The 18447-nt window shown below is 53.0% G+C and carries 15 protein-coding genes and 1 tRNA gene; 8 read left to right on the top strand and 8 right to left on the bottom strand.

Translation table 11 applies throughout. From position 1 onward, the window contains the following. Positions 1 to 177 precede the first annotated feature (177 nt). The 3 genes from fadJ to ABLV66_RS07300 form a co-directional block, all read right to left on the bottom strand. Entirely contained in the window at positions 178 to 2322 is a 2145-nt protein-coding gene (gene fadJ, locus ABLV66_RS07310; protein ID WP_348876106.1) for a fatty acid oxidation complex subunit alpha FadJ, read from the bottom strand. After that, the gene (gene fadI / locus ABLV66_RS07305) at positions 2322 to 3632 is read right to left on the bottom strand and encodes an acetyl-CoA C-acyltransferase FadI (protein WP_045391522.1); all 1311 of its coding nucleotides are present in this window, start codon (positions 3630 to 3632) and stop codon (positions 2322 to 2324) included. The genes fadJ and fadI overlap by 1 nt, the downstream gene beginning before the upstream one ends. 159 nt (positions 3633 to 3791) lie before the next feature. Next, positions 3792 to 4076 (bottom strand): YfcZ/YiiS family protein, encoded by a 285-nt coding sequence (locus ABLV66_RS07300; protein WP_015706185.1) that lies wholly within the window; start codon positions 4074 to 4076, stop codon positions 3792 to 3794. A 365-nt stretch (positions 4077 to 4441) separates the two neighbouring features. Here ABLV66_RS07300 and fadL point away from each other — a divergent pair, with 365 nt between their 5' ends. Continuing rightward, positions 4442 to 5770, top strand: a complete 1329-nt coding sequence (gene fadL, locus ABLV66_RS07295) for a long-chain fatty acid transporter FadL (protein WP_072251408.1) — start codon at positions 4442 to 4444, stop codon at positions 5768 to 5770. Positions 5771 to 5836: 66 nt separating this feature from the next. Here fadL and mlaA read toward each other — a convergent pair whose 3' ends face one another. After that, complete coding sequence (mlaA, locus tag ABLV66_RS07290; RefSeq protein WP_045376992.1) at positions 5837 to 6598, bottom strand: phospholipid-binding lipoprotein MlaA; 762 nt, start codon at positions 6596 to 6598, stop codon at positions 5837 to 5839. Between the two features lie 247 nt (positions 6599 to 6845). On the opposite strand from mlaA, the gene ABLV66_RS07285 reads away from it, so the two are divergent. Both ABLV66_RS07285 and ABLV66_RS07280 read left to right on the top strand, forming a co-directional pair. Then, a complete protein-coding gene (locus ABLV66_RS07285; RefSeq protein WP_045391527.1) occupies positions 6846 to 7757 on the top strand; it encodes a formate/nitrite transporter family protein in 912 nt (303 codons plus the stop codon). Between the two features lie 74 nt (positions 7758 to 7831). Next, positions 7832 to 7906 (top strand) — tRNA-Arg (locus tag ABLV66_RS07280). Positions 7907 to 7930: 24 nt separating this feature from the next. Here ABLV66_RS07280 and ABLV66_RS07275 read toward each other — a convergent pair. From ABLV66_RS07275 to tla1, 4 genes are all read right to left on the bottom strand, one after another. Then, positions 7931 to 9052, bottom strand: a complete 1122-nt coding sequence (locus tag ABLV66_RS07275) for a KPHS_23130 family T6SS system protein (RefSeq protein WP_316423358.1) — start codon at positions 9050 to 9052, stop codon at positions 7931 to 7933. A gap of 74 nt (positions 9053 to 9126) precedes the next feature. After that, complete coding sequence (locus ABLV66_RS07270; protein WP_348876109.1) at positions 9127 to 11571, bottom strand: Tle1 family T6SS lipase effector; 2445 nt, start codon at positions 11569 to 11571, stop codon at positions 9127 to 9129. Then, positions 11559 to 12131, bottom strand: coding sequence for a DUF3304 domain-containing protein (locus ABLV66_RS07265; RefSeq protein WP_047045769.1), 573 nt, complete (start codon positions 12129 to 12131; stop codon positions 11559 to 11561). Before ABLV66_RS07265 ends, ABLV66_RS07270 begins: the two co-directional genes overlap by 13 nt. Before the next feature lie 48 nt (positions 12132 to 12179). Then, on the bottom strand, positions 12180 to 12959 hold the full coding sequence (gene tla1, locus ABLV66_RS07260) for a toxin Tle1 chaperone Tla1 (protein WP_348876118.1): 780 nt from the start codon (positions 12957 to 12959) through the stop codon (positions 12180 to 12182). A 323-nt stretch (positions 12960 to 13282) separates the two neighbouring features. Here tla1 and ABLV66_RS07255 point away from each other — a divergent pair, with 323 nt between their 5' ends. From ABLV66_RS07255 to ABLV66_RS07235, 5 genes are all read left to right on the top strand, one after another. Then, entirely contained in the window at positions 13283 to 13774 is a 492-nt protein-coding gene (locus ABLV66_RS07255) for a WbuC family cupin fold metalloprotein (protein WP_045391542.1), read from the top strand. A gap of 347 nt (positions 13775 to 14121) precedes the next feature. After that, positions 14122 to 14985: a hypothetical protein gene (locus tag ABLV66_RS07250; RefSeq protein WP_045391545.1), complete on the top strand. Its 864-nt coding sequence runs from the start codon at positions 14122 to 14124 to the stop codon at positions 14983 to 14985. A gap of 348 nt (positions 14986 to 15333) precedes the next feature. Beyond that, positions 15334 to 16011, top strand: coding sequence for a MipA/OmpV family protein (locus ABLV66_RS07245; protein WP_052667981.1), 678 nt, complete (start codon positions 15334 to 15336; stop codon positions 16009 to 16011). A gap of 486 nt (positions 16012 to 16497) precedes the next feature. After that, positions 16498 to 16953: a nucleoside deaminase gene (locus ABLV66_RS07240; RefSeq protein WP_047066247.1), complete on the top strand. Its 456-nt coding sequence runs from the start codon at positions 16498 to 16500 to the stop codon at positions 16951 to 16953. Further along, positions 16953 to 18146 (top strand): cyanate transporter, encoded by a 1194-nt coding sequence (locus ABLV66_RS07235; protein WP_045391555.1) that lies wholly within the window; start codon positions 16953 to 16955, stop codon positions 18144 to 18146. Before ABLV66_RS07240 ends, ABLV66_RS07235 begins: the two co-directional genes overlap by 1 nt. Positions 18147 to 18447 lie beyond the last annotated feature (301 nt).

Raw genomic sequence — 18447 nt, 5'->3', positions numbered from 1 at the left:
ACTCGCTCTGCGTAAACAATACGCAGGCGACCCGGTGGCCGGGCATTGTGCCTGATCCATCCAACGAATGAAACGCTGTTTTTTACCTCAATGGCGTAAGTATAGTCAATGTTTGTTTACAAAACAGCCAATCAACAGCGCCAGCCAACGTTGGATTTACCTTCTTTTGACCACAACTTAGGTCGTCCGTTCACCAGTGGGCCAAAAGGTCGCCCCCTGCTCGGCCATGCGCAATAAGGTGTCGCACGGAGAAAAACGAGGGCCGTACTGTGCGGCCAGACGCTGCAAGATTGCGGCGACTTCACCCGCGCCGAGGCTATCCATATAGCGGAACGGGCCGCCGAGAAACGGCGGAAAACCTATACCAAAGACGGCGCCGATGTCGCCATCGCGCGCGCTGCGCACGATCTGTTCATCAAAACAGCGCGCCGCTTCGTTGAGCATCATCATCACGCAGCGTTCAGCAACCTGCTGAGCAGACAAACGCGCCTGCGGACTGGCTACTGCCAATAATGGGTAAATAGCGGGGTCAGCCCGTTTTTTGCTTTTACGCCTTTTTGTCTCATAAAGATAGAAACCGCGATTATTTTTTCTCCCTTTGCGATCGTCCTTCAAAATCGCGTCAATGATGTTTGCAGGCGGGCTAAAACGTTCACCAAAAGCGGTCTCCAGTACCGGGATAATCTTAGTGCCGGTATCAATGCCGACTTCATCCAGCAACTGAATAGGTCCGACCGGGAAACCAAATTTAACCAATGCATTATCAATATGTTCGACCGGCTCGCCTTCCAGCAGCAGGCGCATGGATTCATTGATATAGGGCGCCAGAATACGGTTAACATAAAAACCGGCGCGATCCGCGACCACGATTGGCGTTTTCCCCTGCAGCTTCGCGAGCTTGACCACCGTGGCGATAGTTTGCTCATCGGTCGTTGCGTGCGGGATAACCTCAACCAGCGGCATTTTTTCGACCGGGCTGAAAAAATGCAGACCGATGACCTTCTCCGGCCGGGCGGCCTGAGCGGCGATCTCGCCGATCGGTAACGATGAGGTGTTAGAGGCAAAGATCGTTTGCGGCCCGCAGCATTGTTCGATCTCGCCCACCATCCGCTGCTTGAGCGCCAGATCCTCAAACACCGCTTCGATCACCACATCGCGATGGGCAAAGCCATGATAATCTGTGGCCCCGGAAATCAGCGCCAGCTGACGATCGCGTTCACTGGCGCGCAGATAGCGGCGACGCACCTGCTTATCCAGCAGATCCCAGCTGTACTTCAGCGCATGATTGATGCCTTTCGCCTGAATGTCTTTTATGCGTACCGGCAGACCGCCTTTACAAGCGGTGACGTAAGCAATACCGCCTCCCATTAAACCACCGCCTAGCACGCCGATGCTTTTAAGCGCAGCAGGGTCAGCCTCGGCGCCACGATCTTTTTTCAGATCGGTACTGGCAAAGAAAATAGAGCGTAACGCTTGCGATTGCGGCGTCATCGCCAGTTCGCCAAACGCCCGCGCCTCTTCTGCATAACCGCTGCTGCAGCCGTACGCCAGTCCGTTTTCTATCACCTGTAAAATACGCTCTGCCGCCGGGTAATTACCCTGCGTTTTTTGCCGGGTCTTTTTTGCCGCCATGCGGAACAGCAGCTGACGGCCCAGAGGCCCGGCAAGCCCCCGTTCGCGCGCCGGTACTGTGCGGCTCGCCGGCCGGCCCTGTAGCGCCAACTCAACCGCGGTCTGTAGCAATATCGATTGCGGGACAACATCGTCCACCAGACCGGCTTTCAGCGCCTGACGCGGACGCAATTGTTTACCGGTGAGGATCATTTCGAGCGCCGTACTGACGCCAATCAGCCGCGGCAGGCGTTGAGTGCCGCCCGATCCCGGTAACAACCCCAGCTGTACTTCCGGCAATCCCAACCGCGTTTTATCATCATCGCTACAGACTCGCCCATGACAGGCCAGCGCCAGCTCCAGGCCGCCCCCAAGGCAGGCGCCGTGAATGGCGGCAATCACCGGGATAGAAAGCGCGTTGATCTCGGCCATGATCTGCTGACCCTGACGCGCCAGCGCTTCGGCTTCTGCGGCGCTGGTACAACGAGCAATCATGTTGATATCGGCGCCGGCGATAAAGTTATCGGGTTTAGCGGAGATAAATACGGCGCCGCGCAGCGCTTTATTCTCGCGGAGCTGACGGATAATCGCCCGTACCTCGCCGCCGAACTCGGCTTTCAGTGTGTTCATCTTTTCGCCGGGCGCGTCGATGGTGATAACGGCGATATTATCCGGGCGAATTTCAAGCGTAAAAGCTGTTGCCGCTTCCATTATTCGGCCTCCAGAACCATAGCGGAACCTAAACCCCCTGCCGCGCAGGCAGTGACCAAACCAAATCCGCCGCCGCGGCGCCGGAGTTCATGCAAGGTCTGCGTAATCATGCGCGCGCCGGTCGCCGCAAAGGGGTGTCCGTAGGCGATAGAGCCGCCCAGCACATTGAACTTGCTGGCATCGACTTCCCCGGTCGCCTGCGCGCGGCCCAGAACTTCCCGGGCGAAACGATTGCTGGCTAAACATTGTAAATTCGCCAACGTCTGCGCCGCGAAAGCCTCATGCATATCAATCAGCGTGAGGTCTGCAAGGGTAATGCCGGCCCTGTCGAGCGCCAGGGGAGTCGCCCACGCAGGGCCCAGCAGCATATCCTGCCAGACATCAATAGCGGTGAAAGCGTAGCTACGCAGATAGCCCAGCGGCGTTAACCCCAACTCTTTGGCTCGGGATTCGGTCATCATGATCACCGCGGCGGCGCCGTCGGTGAGCGGCGTACTGTTTGCCGCCGTGACGCTACCGTGTTTGCGATCGAACGCCGGACGTAACTTCTGGTAATCCGCGAGGGTTGAATTTTTACGAATATTGTTGTCCTGTTCCAGCGGCTCGCGATAAGGCGGCACATAGGCCGTCATCACTTCACTGGCCAATTTGCCCTCTTCCCAGGCGCGGGCGGCAAGCTGATGCGAACGCAGCGCCAGCGCGTCCTGATCTTCACGGCTGATGCCCCAGGTTTTCGCCATCTGCTCAGCGGTGTCGCCCATCCGCAGGCCGGTTGAGTATTCCGCGACAGCAGGCGGCACCGGTAAAAGATCGCGCAGGCGCAGGCGGGAAAAGAGTTTTAGCCGTTGACCAAGGGTACGCGCTTTATTGGCATCCACCAGGGTGCGGGCCAGTTTTTTACTCACGCCGATGGGGAGAACGGAGGAGGAATCCGCGCCGCCGGCAATGCCCGCGCGGATCGTGCCGGCCATCAGGCTTTCGGCAATATTGGCTACCGCCTGAAAACTGGTGGCGCAGGCGCGACTAACACTATAGGCGTCGGTATGCACATTCATGCCGGTACCGAGCACGATTTCACGAGCAATATTAGGCGCTTCCGGCATCTGCACAACCTGGCCAAAGACCAGCTGTTCAATCACTTCCGGGGGAACTTCACTGCGCGCCAGCATTTCGCCGACGACCATTTTACCCAGATCAACGGCCGGAACGCCGTGATACGCCGTCGCCTGACGGGCAAATGGGGTACGTAAACCGCTGACAATGGCAATGCGATCGCCCTGACGGGTGATAAGCGGTAATGCCTGACTCATAACACTCCCCTGTTAACCGATAAAACCAAGTGGTCTGACCTGATAACTAGTCTTAACTAATTTTTTACATTAAGCCAATCGGGGAAGAGAAAAAGTGGGAGCCAAAACACATTGAATAGAAAAGATAACGCCTCAGGAAAGAGGCGTTAAGAGAGAGGATTAACGTAACCCCAGCTGGAAGATCAGCGATTCCGCTTCGCAGCTAAAAACAAAATCGATATTCAGCTGCACGCCGCCGTCAACATCGGTGAACGTCGAGTTAATTTTGCACGGTTCAGACTCAACATTGCGGGCTTTTTCGCTCAGCGCGGCGAGCGTCGCTTCCGCTTCTGCGCGGTTGGCAAACACGCGGCTGTAGGAGGCGGTGCAGTCGGTGTTGTCCACAATGGTGCCAACATCCATACAGCAGCAAACTGGGGTTTCATCAGCGCTACATTTACTCATCGTAGATTTCCTCTGTATATGCACCTTTGGTGCCAGACAAATAATGCGCCTATTTTACGCCCGCCCCCGGCCGCCCTCCAGTTGTTAATAGCAAGAAAACGGTTAAGTGACAGAAATCACACTTAAAAATGATCCAAAACAAAAATGCCCCACTTTGGGCATGACGCACCGGGGCAATTTTGCCAGCTGGATCGCGTTTCTGTTATCACAATTGAAAAATCTCATAAACAAACTTGCAACAACTCATCTGGTCAGACCTATACTCAGGCCACTGGTCTGATTTCTCTGTCGTAAAGCAGACCCTACACTTCGCGCTTCTGTTACGGCATGTAACATAGTTTAAATAAAAATAACTCAATGAGGTTATGGGCATGAGCCAGAAAACCCGCTTTACCCAATCTGCCCTTGCAGTGGCTGTAGCACTTGTTTCAACCCAAGCCTGGTCCGCAGGATTCCAGTTAAATGAATTCTCCTCTTCAGGTCTTGGTCGTGCCTATTCCGGTGAAGGGGCAATCGCTGACGATGCGGGCAACGCCAGCCGTAACCCCGCGTTAATCATGATGTTTGACCGCCCGACGATGTCGGCAGGCGCCGTCTTCGTCGACCCGGACGTTAATGTTTCTGGTACCTCGCCTACCGGTAAAAGTCTGAATGCAGACAATATTGCCCCAACGGCATGGGTACCAAACTTCCACTTTGTTTCGCCAATAAACGAGCAGTTTGGTTGGGGTGCATCTATTACCTCTAACTATGGTCTCGCGACTGAGTTTGCTGATGACTATGCTGCCGGCAGTATGGGTGGCAAAACCGATCTCACCACCGTTAACCTCAATTTAAGCGGCGCCTATCGCCTGAACAGCAACTGGAGCTTTGGCTTAGGGTTTGATGCGGTGTATGCGAAAGCGAAAATCGAACGCTACGCAGGTGATTTAGGACAAATCGTTGCCGGTTCCGGCAAGCTGCCGCCAGCGCTAGCGGGCCGGGTCTCCCAGATCCCTGCAGACACTCAGATTGCGCATTTGAACGGCAACGAATGGGGCTTCGGCTGGAACGCCGGTATCCTGTATGAGCTGGACAAAAACAACCGCTACGGTTTCACCTACCGCTCTGAAGTTAAAATCGACTTTGATGGCAACTATAAGAGCGATCTGCCGTCCGCGTATAACCAGATCCTCGGCAACTTCGGTCTACCGGCCGGTACCGATGGCCGTACCACTAACGGCGCGCTGACTCTCAATCTGCCAGAAATGTGGGAGCTGTCGGGTTATAACCGCGTCGCGCCGCAGTGGGCAGTGCACTATAGCCTGACCTACACCAGCTGGAGCCAGTTCCAGGAGCTGAAGGCCACCGGCAGCAATGGTCAGACGCTGTTCTATAAAGATGAAGGCTTTAAAGATGCTTATCGCATCGCGCTGGGTACCACCTATTACTATGACGATAACTGGACCTTCCGTACCGGTATCGCCTTCGATGATAGCCCGATTCCGGCTGGCACCCGCTCCATCTCTATCCCGGATCAGGATCGCCTGTGGCTGAGCGCCGGTACCACCTACGCGTTCAATAAAGATGCTTCAGTGGATGTCGGCGTCTCTTACATGCACGGTCAGCACGTAGAAATTAAAGAAGGTCCTTACACCTTCCGTTCTGAAGGTACCGCCTGGCTGTACGGCGCGAACTTCAACTACCGCTTCTGATAAGCAAACGATATAAAAAAAGGGTGAACATCATGTTCACCCTTTTTCTTTTATGAATCGCGTGGATTACTGCGAATCGATATCTTTCAGCTCATCCTGAATCGCCTGCGCGTTCGGGTTGTCTGCCGGCGTCAGCTTACCGCCGTTAGCGATAAAATCGTGCCGCTGGAAGTAGGCTTCACGCATCAGGATGTACGGATCGGAAGACTGGCGCAGCAGGCCATCGGAATCCAGCAGCTGAGCGCGAGTTTCAATCCCTTCTACCGCCCATTTACCGATAGACATCGGCCAGGTCAGCCAGGAGAGTACCGGATACAGGCCATCGGCCATGTCGCCGCCCTCATCACGCAGGGTGAAACTGCCATAGAACGGTAACTGTACGTACGGGCCGTAGCCCACGCCGTAGTGGCCCAGCGTGCTACCGAAACGATGCGGTTCAACGCGCTGCAGCTGCGGGTTCGCCATACCGGCCACGTCGATCAAGCCGCCCATCCCAAGAATAGTGTTAAGGAAGAAGCGAGTGAAATGCACCATGCCTTTATAGGGATCGCCCTGCAGGAAGGAGTTGACCATTACCGCCGGTTCTTCAAGGTTGCTGGTGAAGTTGCTTAAACCATTACGCGCCGGTTGCGGCACATAATCACGCCAGGCGACGGCAACGGGGCGCAGTACATAAGGATCAACCACATTAAAGTTGAAGTTGAACATGGTACGGTTAAACCCTTCAAGCGGATCTGAACGCCCCTGCGACCGATCGTCAGTGCTGGAACTGGCGCATCCCACCAGCAATGTGGCGCCAAGCGCAAGCGCCGACAGGCGATAATTCATAGGTTTCTCCCTGTTAATTCTGGCTATCGCTGGAGGCATCCGGGACGGCGCCCCCATTAGCATTTTATCGTTGGGTAGCTGCTTTCAGCATAGCCTTCTTTGGCATCAATGTAGCTTCCCGATTCTATACATATTTTGCAATATTCGTATTGCTATTCTTGCCATTGCGCTGAATTTAGGAGCATATCCTGTGCCGCCGCGCTGATTTCTCTCTACGCTTAGTAACAAATACAAAGGGAGAGCAGCCATGACCCGACAAAATAGCGCCACCGGCACACATGATAGCGATGAACGCGAAGTTGAAAGCGAAGAGAAGCAACATGGCGAGAAAATAGAAGTGGATGAGGAGCGTCTGCCTTCGCAGGCAATGGCCACCCATGAGGTGATTCGCCAGGAGGGAGAAAAGGAGCTCGAGCGCGATGCCATGGCGCTACTGTGGTCAGCGATTGCCGCCGGCTTATCAATTAGCGCTTCGCTGGTGGCCAAGGGAATTTTTCATGTTCACCTCAGCGCCCTGCCCGGCGGTTATCTGCTGGAGAATTTGGGTTACACCTTCGGCTTTATTATCGTCATTCTCGCCCGTCAGCAGCTGTTTACGGAAAATACCGTTACCGCCGTGCTGCCGATTATGCATAAACCCAGCGCCGGTAATATTGCGCTATTGCTACGCCTGTGGGGCGTGGTGTTATTAGGTAATTTATTGGGTGGCGCTATCGCCGCCTGGGCGTTTAATATCATGCCGATTTTCGATGACGCCACTCGTGAGGCGTTTCACAGCATCAGCCAGAAAGTCATGGAGAATACGCCTGGCGAGATGTTCGCCAATGCGATTATTTCCGGCTGGCTGGTGGCGACAATGGTCTGGATGTTCCCGGCCGCTGGTTCGGCGAAAGTCATCGTCATCATCCTGATGACCTGGCTCATTGCACTGGCGGACACCACGCATATCGTCGTCGGCAGTGTGGAAATTTTCTATCTGATTTTCAGCGGCGCCCTGCCCTGGCAAGAGTTCATCTGGCCCTTCGCGCTGCCGACGCTCGCCGGCAACATCTGCGGCGGCACCTTTATCTTCGCCCTGCTAAGCCACGCCCAGATTCGCAACGACATGACCCAGGAACAGAAAGCCAAAGCGAAGGCCGAAGCAGATAAAAAGGGCTAAACGGCTGCAAATTAAGCAATTAATCGCAATGCGCTTAACGGGCGGCGGAAAAAACGCTATAATCCCGCCGCCTTGTCCCCTTAGTTAAATGGATATAACGAGCCCCTCCTAAGGGCTAGTTGCAGGTTCGATTCCTGCAGGGGACACCATGTTTACCTCATCTTACGGCTATTTCAATTCTCTTCCCCACCCGGTTTAACGATCCCAAGTGCCAGCGTATGTTGCGGATCGCGGGCTATCCAACTACAAGGTCGGCGAAAATACTCAGCACTTATCGCGGCAAGCGCGATGACTATTAACATTTCCATCTCGCCACAGTTGCCCCAATAAACATCCTGCCGATGGCGGGTAATATTCCAGCCGCAGCCAGATAGCGTAGGCTGCGCAAACAGTATGCAGGCGTCAGGCGCCTCTTCGAGCCCGATTTGCCGCTCCGCTCGAGAGCAAGTCTCTGATAATGTTTCTTTATCTGTAACATCGTACACTTCACCGCGAGTGAGGCAGACGGAGCCGCCCTTACCAACCAGCCATAATGCCGCCGACTCGCCGGCTGGCAGTACCGAGTAAAAGGAAGCCATTAGCGAGTGGCACCCGGCCACCAGAATCGCTTCATTGCTCGCTAAGGTGTCGCTTATCGCAGCAAATTCCGCAAGGCTCTGTTCGCCTCGCCACAACCGTGGCTCAGCAGGCAACCCGACTGTAGGAAATGTCGCCTGCATCTGAGCGCAAAATGCCTGCCAGGCGCGGCGCGAACCCTGCCAGTAACAGCACCGTAAATCGGGTAACCCAGCGTGGAGGCGTTGTTCCTTCCATTGCAGCACCAGCATTTTCACGAGCTGTACCTCGCGTTCATGCGCAGGCTCAACCAAGGTACGGGCAACTCGTAATGCCTTGCCGCTCGCCTCGTTTTTTACCTCTGCGGGACGCTGTTCATGTTTGAGCAGGCGCCACCAATGCGTATTCGTTGATCCAGACGGCCCGAGCAACACTACGTCACTTAACGTAAAATGCAGCTGATGCTCTGTCCACCACTCCTGCTGATACTGACTGACCAGCCGGTAATAGTATTGAGCGTAATGAACCGACAGCCGGTAATAGAGGAGACGAAGCATCCACAGTATCACCATCACTATCGCACTGCCGCATGACACTATGCCGACAACGTTTCCAACAGGCTGAAGTATTAGCGCCCCGATTCCCGAGAACACCACCACTATCAAGCTTATCGACAACCAGAGCACACCATAAGGCGGGCTGGCAACCTGGTAAGGCGGATATTCAGGTAATGGCCTCATCTTCCATATCCGCACAATAGGTGCAGAGTAAGGTTCTGGCGTCTTTCCTGTAACATTGTTCGCTCCTGCTCCAACTATACCAGCAGCGCTGAGGCTATTGATTCCGTCCAACGCTTTTCTATTTGTGATTTCTTCAGCGCCAGCCGCTGCTCACTAATCATCTGGGTTTGACCGGCAACGACCAGGCCAGGCTCCATGGTGGGCAACTGTAACTGCGCGGCGTTTTTCAGCATCGATAATGGCTTACCAGAAAGCAGATCGATTGCCTGAGTTTCCAGATAAATAGCCCCCGCAGCGCCAATTACCCCAATAAGCTCACCCATTACCCGCTTCTGTTTAATGATAACGGCGACACCGCCTGCGACCGTCGCTGCCCCAACTACCGCACCAGCAATCATCAGTGGAGTTAGCGGTTTACTACTTCGGCTGCCAAAGTAGATCATCCGCTGCAGAAAATAACTCCCCCACGGCTCGCGGGCTCCTAGAGCGCTGTGCATAAACCATGCGCGGGAATCATGTATTTGCTCGTCGAACAACGCCCGTACCAGTCCTGCTGGCAGATGGGCATTACTGCTCTCACCCTGCGGCGGAAAAAGTATTTTTTCTCGCTCGGCGCCTGTGGTTTTTATTTTTAGCCACTCACCGTATTCATCATCACCATTTAGCAGGAAAATCCCATTACTCATTGCGTCGACGGCCTTAAACAACCAATTGCCGTTATCCGTACGCGATAGTCGATGATAATCCTCCCGAAACTCATCTGCCGCCTGACGCAATTGCGTCTGCCCAAGGGCGGCATCAAAATCTTTTGGCCCTTGCGGCAGCATCAGAAACGCGGACTCCTGATCTTGCTCAACAATACGTTTACGCCGTGCTTTTTCTACCGCCTGTTGGGCCTCCTCTCTCTCAGCTTCAGATTTTTTTCTGACCTGCGGATCGCTATCTTTATCCAGTCCATTTGCCGCAGAATCGATGTAAAAGCGCTGGGTCTTGTAGCTACCGCCGGCATAGCGATTAATGCGCCATGCGGTGATCCAAGCGATCTGTTCTTCCAGGGCTCGTTCCAGGCAGAGGGGAGCACGTTGGGGGTCATATTTGGCGGCCAGTTCTTTACTAATATCTTTGGCGTAACTTTCAACACTTAAAGTTAAAGTCCTCCAACTGTTAAAACGCAGAACCACTTCTGGAGAAATATCAAAGTCACGAACTAATTGGACGGGCATAACGCGCCAAAGATCCTTTTTCAAATCAACAGGTAAACTTTGCAGCTTCACCTTTAATGGCGCACCTATATTATAGGCTGCAGCGTATATATCATTCAGCGCAATTTGGGATATTAATTCTAAATCAGAATCACCTTTTCCCTGATCCCCCGGCGGATATCCTCCCCCTATATCCGAGTGCACCCCCGGATAAATAACCTCCACGCTATTCGCCGGGTATTTGCCGTCCGGGCGGCGAATGGAATCCAGCGGGAAACACAGCCGCTGTTCATGTGCCGAAACCAGATGTACACAGCGTTTGATAAATCCGCCGTAGAACTCTTCATCCGGCAGCTCCTGGCTTCCGTCCGCCCACCCCATATGTCCTTCCGCTACGGGGGCAATATGCGCGACCCCCACTGAAGCAACGGTATCTAACAGGCCCAGAAACTCCACGCTTAATGGGATCTTCAGCTCTCCCACCGCCAGACACTGTTCGGGCTTTGTTTCTCCCTCCCCTGGCTTTGGCAGCAGTTCGCTCAGCCAGTTAACAAAGGTCCTGGCCGCTGCCGCTCCACGAGAAAAACCATACACATACAGCTTAATGCCTAATAGCTTCTGTTTGCCGGGCGTAGCGGGCAGCAGCGCTTTGCGCAGATCTGCGGACATTGCATTCAACAGATTATGGATGGTTTCATAGCGGTTAGCGCTGCCGGTCAGGCCAAAGGAAACCATCGATGTTGCCATCTTTTTGACCGCCTTCCAGCTATCGCCATCCGAGAGCGCATCCTTATCCATGGTCCGTTTGAGAGCATCGACCAGCCGTAGCAGCCCCCAGTTTATCCGGTCTTCGCCGTGTGTTGCCGCGGCGAGTCCCATTATGCTGAAATCCAGATCCATCACCTCCGGGAAAGGAGTACCGACGCCGGGAATATAATATTTGTAGTATTTATTGCCGCCACTGTTGCTGGCATCCAGCAGCTCAGGCCCTTTATCCGCCAACCCACCAGCATAACCCTGGCCAATAGTGGCGCGGAACAGGCGGGCAATATTAGTTGGATGCTTCGGATTGGCGACAAAAAGATCGTGATTAAGGTTATTACCGGTGCCATCAAAAAACAGGCTGATATGCAGTGTTTTGCAACAGGGGGGCTCCACGCGCCGCCCGACGGCCAGCGATAATTGCTGTCGGTAGGCCGTTTCAAGGCTCTCCTGGCGGAGGCTATTCTGCCCTACCAGCGCGGCTTGCGTCGGTAAACGTCCTTGCGCCGGAAACGCAGGCGGGTACCATGCCCGCTCGCTAATTATCGCGGACATAATTTCGGCTCCATCATCTTTATAGGTTCCTTAATGGGGTATCCCGGACTGCCGTAGTTGGCACAACTGGTGGTCACTTTGGCCCGATCGCAAGGCAAAAAATGCACGGTGATCCCGCAGGTTTCCTGTCCCGTATAGTCCGGTACCGAAACTAAAAATGAATGATGTCCACCTAATGCATTGATTTTTTTATACCACTCTTGTATTTCATCTGAATAACTTTGCCACGCCTGATAATATTCTTTTTCACTCATTCTAGAGGTATCAGGCCGTTCTGGCTCTGGGATATCAGGAACATCGCTGGCAAAAGCCACCCCCGTTTCCCAGTTCACCTTTACCGTCATCCCTGGTCTCCATTTCGCAGGTACCTGGTAACAGCATCCACCGCCGCCCCCCTGATACGGCCCGATAATGTCTATTCCCGACTGGCCATCGACGCTGAAAGCGTTAATCGCCCAACGGGTATGATTGATGGCTTTAATGGTTCCCGCCAGCGCCCCCTGGCTGGCGACAGTCAGCAGCAATGCCACCAGTATCACGCGCGGAAATGTTAGGTTCATGGAATATTCCTTTATCAATAACGAGGCATGTGAGTCATGATTTGGTTTTCATTCTGCAGGAGAGTGCCGTTCCACCAGGGTATTCATCACCCATTCCTCGCGATCGTTGTCCAGCAAAATTCCATTTTTTGTCGCATCCAACATCGCCCGAAAGCAGGCTGAAAAGCGTTCTTCTTGGGAGCTGAACAAGCTGTCCGGCAGACTTCGATGGCGAAGAAATAACCTAACGTCGCAAAGACACATCATCACTTCGAATTGCTCATCACTGAAAGCGATTTTCTGGCATTTTTCACCACGCCCAAGCGGAGCGCCGTGACCGATCAATAGTGCCGGCCTGGCATCAAGATCCAGCCAGCTCCAGAAGAGTGCGGGACGACGTAGCTGCGCTTGCTGCTCGGGTTGCAGAATATCGGAAAATAGCCACGGAAATAGACGAGCGTCAAAGTAGCGAAAAAGGCCTGATCGCCCCTCATGCGTTGCATCAACGCAGTCAGTTAGCCATTCGGCTAGCGTGGAGAAAGCCCACTGCGACCCTATTGCCAGTAATGGCGTTCTGGTTTGCGTTTTATACGCCAGTTCGATAAACCACTGCCGCTGTAGCGGGGCATTAAGTGCGATACGAATCAGGAGCGGCGCCATTTCGGGCAGAGATTCCTCCGGCAGACCAAGGTAAAGGGACTGCCATTGAAGAGGGGGAGAAAACTCCTCAAGTGCCGGGATAATGGAATAATCGAGACCGCTCTGGTCAATAATAAAATCAAGATACGCCGTTTCTATTTCGGCACAAAGCGGCTCAAGCTTGCTTACCCAGTCACTTATAGATTGCATACTCAACTATGTTTCCCTCTGTAAGAAACGCTCAGGTATGTTGCTATTTCCCCCCTATTTTTATGCTACACACCTTCGCCAACAATAAAAGAATAATGATTGAGATGAGATAAAATTAAGCGACGCCACTAAAAAAATAAAAAATCACTTAAATATATTCATCAATATGAAATAGATAAATCACCCTATGCTAATGGCGTTAAATGTGCATAATCAGGCAACCGGGAGAGCAATCTGCGCTTCGTAGCGCAGATTGCTCAACTCCACCTTAGTCATGCAAACCGGCGTAAGCCCTGAGTCATCTTTTTTTGCAGGCGGTATACATGAAACAAATCACTATCAGTGATATGCAACAACAGAGCGCGGCCGCCGCGGTCTCGCCCCGCCTACGGGCGCATCGTAACTTCCATCCGGAACTCAGCGATCCGGTACAGCGTCTGGCCATTGCCATGGAGCCGGGAACTTACATTCGTCCTCACCGTCATCCTCATACTTTTGAGCTGCTGCTGCCGTTAAGCGGCCGTTTTGTAGTACTGAACTTCGATGAACAAGGCACCGTGACCCACCGCGTGGTATTAGGAGAAGAATGCACGGCGCTGGAAATGGCGGCCGGTACCTGGCATGCGGTACTGTCGCTCGATCGCGGCGGTATCATTTTTGAAGTCAAGCACGGAGGCTATCAGCCGGTAGCCGAGCAGGATTCCGCGCCATGGGCACCAGCCGAAGGCGCGCCGGGTACCGAGGAATTAATGGCGTGGTATGCCACGGCGCAGGTGGGGGATGGCGGTTTTACTCTCCAGAAGAGCGCCCGCTAATTTATGCCTGCGATGGTTACTATAAAAAGGCGCTGCGGCGTCTTTTTTATTTATCGATACAATCATTAACATCTAACGCATTCAGTTTTAGAGTAATTTATTATAGTTCAAACCCGGCTTACCGTTAATTAAGCATTGTTCTATTCCTTATTTATAAAACAGGGATTATAATTATCTACAGAGGGTATTTTAACCATCCTCCGCCGTATAAATATTATGAACTATAAACTCACATTCCGCTGATGAATAGTTTTTCATGAAAAGGATTGTGTAGTCGAATAAAAACGCTCGCGTTCTGTTAATCAGAACACGCAAACCATTTAAAACATTTACATTAAATTAACGCCATGAATAAGATAGAAAGAAACATTTGGAAGTTGAACAATCTCCCACCGCTGGAGTATTGCTCTATCGCTCGTGCGCAAAAACTCTTGCAGTGCGAACTGGAAGATTTACTTCACTGGCACGATATCGGCGCTATCAGCCTGTGCCTGAAACTGAAAAAAAATCGCGGCACTCTCAATAGCGCCTTAACCAGGAATCAAGGGGTTGGCGACTCGTCATACGGCTACGGTGGTTTTGATGACATTACCAAAGCCAATAAACCCTGGTCTCAGCACTCTAAAATAAACAATATCATCACCCTGAATGAAAATGTGTCGGTCATTGATGCCAATCACGACAGCGCCATCGCCAAAATTAAACTCAACGTTTCAGTTTCTGGTTTATGGCACACTCATTCAAGAAATCTAATGGATGTACTGGAGAATCCGGACAACATTCAACAAGAAGATTCACTGAGCATTATCTCTCCGGCTAAAAACGTCATCTACTGCAATTTCATTCCTGATAATGATGATAAGCCGACGATTGAGCTAAGCAAGCTGTACATTACCTGTAAAGAAATTGAGAAAATTTACGAGCACACCATCAGTAGTCGTCCGCTGGAACATTCTGAAGCCGCGATGAATTCATATAATGAAAAAACCATTAATGAGCCATCCACGCCGCCACAAAATAAGCTGCTGCTCGAATTCATTAATTATATCATTCAATCTAATCCCGCCTTTAACCGCGATCTACTTAATGCGACAGAAAGCAGTAAACAGCTCGCTTTTAAATCCATCATGGAAAAACTAAAAAAAGAAGGCATCGTCACCAACGAAAATCATTCGATGGCTTCACTCTCTGAACTGATTCTCAATTCATGATACTCATTTTTGTGCGGATTATTCACACGAATAATCCGCTACTGTTACAGTGATAGTGCTGATACCGGCGCACTTTGCTTTCCCGAGTAAAAGCAAAACAGAAAAAGTACGATAAAAGACAAAAAATATCCCCCTACCGCGTTCGCTATCGTCTATATATCTTCTATTGTTTATCACGGTCGATTCACATCGACTTCATCATCTCACGCCAACTATAAGCTCATGCTCAAACTATCCCGATGCCCCATAGCCATTCTCGGTACGCTTGCTTTGTATTGCGGTTCCGCTAGCGCTGAGGTCGACCTCGGCTCAATCGACATTTTTTCCGCCGATAACCCGAATAGCCCGGTGCCTAAAGGATGGGTTCTCGGCGGCGCCGCCATTAGCGGTACCGCACGCTACCAAAAGCAGGACAACGAAACCCACTTTATTCCCGGAGGATTGTATTTTGGCGACCAGTTAATGTATCTCGGCGATCGCGCCCGCTACTACTTTCACCTTGATGACAATATCGCGCTTTACGGCTATGGGCGCTGGCGTTTCGGTAATTTAGATCCCAGCGACGATGCGGCATTCAAGGGAATGGACGAACGTAAAGGGGAACTGGAAGGCGGTATTGGCGCTACCTGGATCACGCCATACGCGCTGATAAGCGCGCGCATCAGTTCCGATATCAGCGGTCGCAGCAACGGCCAGGAGCTGCTGTTATGGGCCGATTTTCCGATTGTTAAAGACAATCTGCTGGTGATGCCCGGTATGGGGCTGATGGTGCGTAGCCATAACATGGCGAACTACTATTTTGGCGGCGTCTCAGCAGGCGAGGCGACGCCCGAGCGCCCGCAGTGGGATACCGGTACGACGGTATCGCCAATGGTCGCCATCATTACCAGCTACCGCTTTAGCCCGCATTGGGTCGCTATGGTAGCGGCAAACTACGAACGCTATGATGACGATATTGCCGATAGCCCCATTGTCCAGCACAGCGGAGAACTGTATGGCATCCTTGGCGTTGGATATACCTGGTAGATAAACCGCATGTCTGGCAAAAATCATCCTCGCGTGAGAGAACTCAGTAGTATTTCGGCAACCCATAAGCAAATCTTATTGACTCAATCACAAATAAGTCTTTTAGCTTATGGCATAAGCTCGCTACCCTGAAGCAGGGTTCAATCTCCAGCCTGCCGCCGATTGCGCTCTTTTACCCGGCCTCTACGCCGGCATGTGATCTGTAGGCCCGCGCAAGCGTAGGGCCGCCTGGCAATAACCGCGGGTAAAGAGCCACTTTCGCGCCGGATGGCGGCTGCGCCTTATCCGGCCTACGGTCCGTGCCATGGCGAGCTGAAGATTTCTACCGCTGTCCCCATGGTTACTGAAACTGCCGGTGTTGGTGGCTTCAAAATCGCTGAGACGTTCCCGGCAGGAGGGGAGCGCAATGTGCTCTGAATTAACACCACATGTTTTTCCCGGACCAAAACAGTTGCAAACCGATAACAGTATCTACAGGAGCCGCTCATGCCTACTCATGATAACTATCTTCAGCGCGCTATTACGCTTGCTGCCAAAAATGTTGAAAACGGCGGCCGCCCATTCGGCGCCGTCATCGTGCGCCAGGGTGAAGTCATTGCCGAAGCGGTGAATACCTTGCACCAGAGCGGCGATCCTACCGCGCACGCTGAACTCAACGCCATCCGCGACGTTTCTCTACGTCTGGGCAATCAGGTATTGCGCGAATGCGTGGTTTACGCCAGCGGACAACCCTGCCCGATGTGTCTGAGCGCGATGTATTTAACCGGCGTGCGCGAAGTCTATTTTGCCAACAGCAATCAGGATGGCGAGCGCTTCAATCTCTCTACCGCCGCTATCTACCAACAATTGCAGCAGCCGTTAGACAACCAATCACTCCCCATTCACCACTGCCCACAACCCGAAGGGCTGGCCCTGTATCAGCGCTGGGCGGGTAAAGCGTAATGAGCCAGACGCAACGCAATACGCTGACGTTATTTGTGCTGGTACTGATCGGCATTAATATGCGCCCGCTACTGACCTCGATAGGTCCATTGCTGCCGCAACTGCAACAGGCAACCGGTATGAGCTTTACCCTGGTGTCACTGTTGACCGCGCTTCCGGTCATCGCGATGGGGGGGCTGGCGCTCGCTGGCGGATGGATTAACCGCCACGTTAGCGAAAACCGCAGTATTGCGTTAAGTCTGCTGGCGATTGGCATTGGCGCGCTCCTGCGCGAGCTGGCGCCGCAAAGCGGCCTGCTGCTTAGTAGCGCGCTGCTCGGCGGGATTGGCATCGGCGTGATTCAGGCGATTATTCCCAGCGTCATCAAGCGTCTTTTTCATCGCCGCACGCCGCAGGTGATGGGATTGTGGTCAGCGGCGTTGATGGGCGGAGGCGGCCTTGGCGCCGCGCTCACCCCCTGGCTTGCGCAGCAAAGCGCGCTCTGGCACCACGCGCTGGCATGGTGGACGCTACCGGCCCTGGCTGCGCTCATTGGCTGGTTGCCGATCAGCAAAATGCTGCCCGCCGCGCCGGTTGCCGCATCGGCGCAAGCCGCGCCGTCGGTCTTTCGTCACCATCGGGCCTGGACGCTTGGCCTTTATTTCGGGCTGATCAATGGCGGCTACGCCAGCCTGATTGCCTGGTTACCGCCCTATTATATGCAGCTTGGCCACAGCGCTCAGTTTAGCGGCACGCTTCTGGCATTGATGACCGTCGGCCAAACCGCCGGCGCGCTGTTACTACCGATGCTCGCTCGCCACGAAGATCGCCGTAAGCTGCTGATGTTGGCGCTGGCGCTGCAGTTGCTCGGGTTCTGCGGTTTCATCTGGTGGCCACAACAGTGGCCGCTGCTGTGGGCGGTGAGCTGCGGCATAGGACTGGGCGGCGCCTTCCCGCTGTGCCTGGTACTGGCGCTAGACCATTCACCGCAACCTGCCGTCGCCGGTCGGCTGGTGGCGTTTATGCAGGGCATCGGTTTTATTATCGCCGGTTTATCGCCGTGGCTTTCAGGGCTGCTGCGCAGCCTGAGCGGAAACTACCAGCTAGACTGGGAATTCCACGCCATCTGCGTTTTCCTCTTAATGGCGCTTACCTTGCGCTTTGTTCCCGCACGTTATCCACATCAATGGCGCGCGCCGACGACCGGCCACTAACCTCATCGCGATAGGGTGCAGAAAGTGATTTCTGCACCTTCCCGCCTATAGAAAAAATCCCAAAATCAAATAACTACAGAGTGTCAGGGTATTGCTTAAAATCATCGTCGCCGTAATTGAATTTATTACCGAATGAAATTAATGTGTCGCCTATTCACGACAGTCGTAAGTAACTAAAAATTAATAAAAAAATGGATCTTGTTTCCACCATTTTTTAAGCGTACATTAGCGCCATCTGGAGCAGTTAACGCACAGAATTTCGGGTTGCCGCAGCTGCCAGAATAGTCTGGTTTTATCTGCG

This window comes from Klebsiella sp. CN_Kp073 (assembly GCF_040065495.2).
GTDB lineage: Bacteria > Pseudomonadota > Gammaproteobacteria > Enterobacterales > Enterobacteriaceae > Klebsiella > Klebsiella aerogenes.
The sequence above is the reverse complement of the archived record's forward strand: the minus strand, read 5'-3'. Positions and strand labels throughout refer to the sequence as shown.

What these genes read in the sequence shown, in the direction of transcription:
- ABLV66_RS07275 (WP_316423358.1), bottom strand. Translation starts at nt 9,052, where the DNA reads ATGAGGCCATTACCTGAATATCCGCCTTACCAGGTTGCCAGCCCGCCT.
- fadI (WP_045391522.1), bottom strand. Translation starts at nt 3,632, where the DNA reads ATGAGTCAGGCATTACCGCTTATCACCCGTCAGGGCGATCGCATTGCC.
- mlaA (WP_045376992.1), bottom strand. Translation starts at nt 6,598, where the DNA reads ATGAATTATCGCCTGTCGGCGCTTGCGCTTGGCGCCACATTGCTGGTG.
- ABLV66_RS07270 (WP_348876109.1), bottom strand. Translation starts at nt 11,571, where the DNA reads ATGTCCGCGATAATTAGCGAGCGGGCATGGTACCCGCCTGCGTTTCCG.
- ABLV66_RS07265 (WP_047045769.1), bottom strand. Translation starts at nt 12,131, where the DNA reads ATGAACCTAACATTTCCGCGCGTGATACTGGTGGCATTGCTGCTGACT.
- ABLV66_RS07240 (WP_047066247.1), top strand. Translation starts at nt 16,498, where the DNA reads ATGCCTACTCATGATAACTATCTTCAGCGCGCTATTACGCTTGCTGCC.
- ABLV66_RS07250 (WP_045391545.1), top strand. Translation starts at nt 14,122, where the DNA reads ATGAATAAGATAGAAAGAAACATTTGGAAGTTGAACAATCTCCCACCG.
- tla1 (WP_348876118.1), bottom strand. Translation starts at nt 12,959, where the DNA reads ATGCAATCTATAAGTGACTGGGTAAGCAAGCTTGAGCCGCTTTGTGCC.
- fadJ (WP_348876106.1), bottom strand. Translation starts at nt 2,322, where the DNA reads ATGGAAGCGGCAACAGCTTTTACGCTTGAAATTCGCCCGGATAATATC.
- fadL (WP_072251408.1), top strand. Translation starts at nt 4,442, where the DNA reads ATGGGCATGAGCCAGAAAACCCGCTTTACCCAATCTGCCCTTGCAGTG.
- ABLV66_RS07235 (WP_045391555.1), top strand. Translation starts at nt 16,953, where the DNA reads ATGAGCCAGACGCAACGCAATACGCTGACGTTATTTGTGCTGGTACTG.
- ABLV66_RS07300 (WP_015706185.1), bottom strand. Translation starts at nt 4,076, where the DNA reads ATGAGTAAATGTAGCGCTGATGAAACCCCAGTTTGCTGCTGTATGGAT.
- ABLV66_RS07255 (WP_045391542.1), top strand. Translation starts at nt 13,283, where the DNA reads ATGAAACAAATCACTATCAGTGATATGCAACAACAGAGCGCGGCCGCC.
- ABLV66_RS07285 (WP_045391527.1), top strand. Translation starts at nt 6,846, where the DNA reads ATGACCCGACAAAATAGCGCCACCGGCACACATGATAGCGATGAACGC.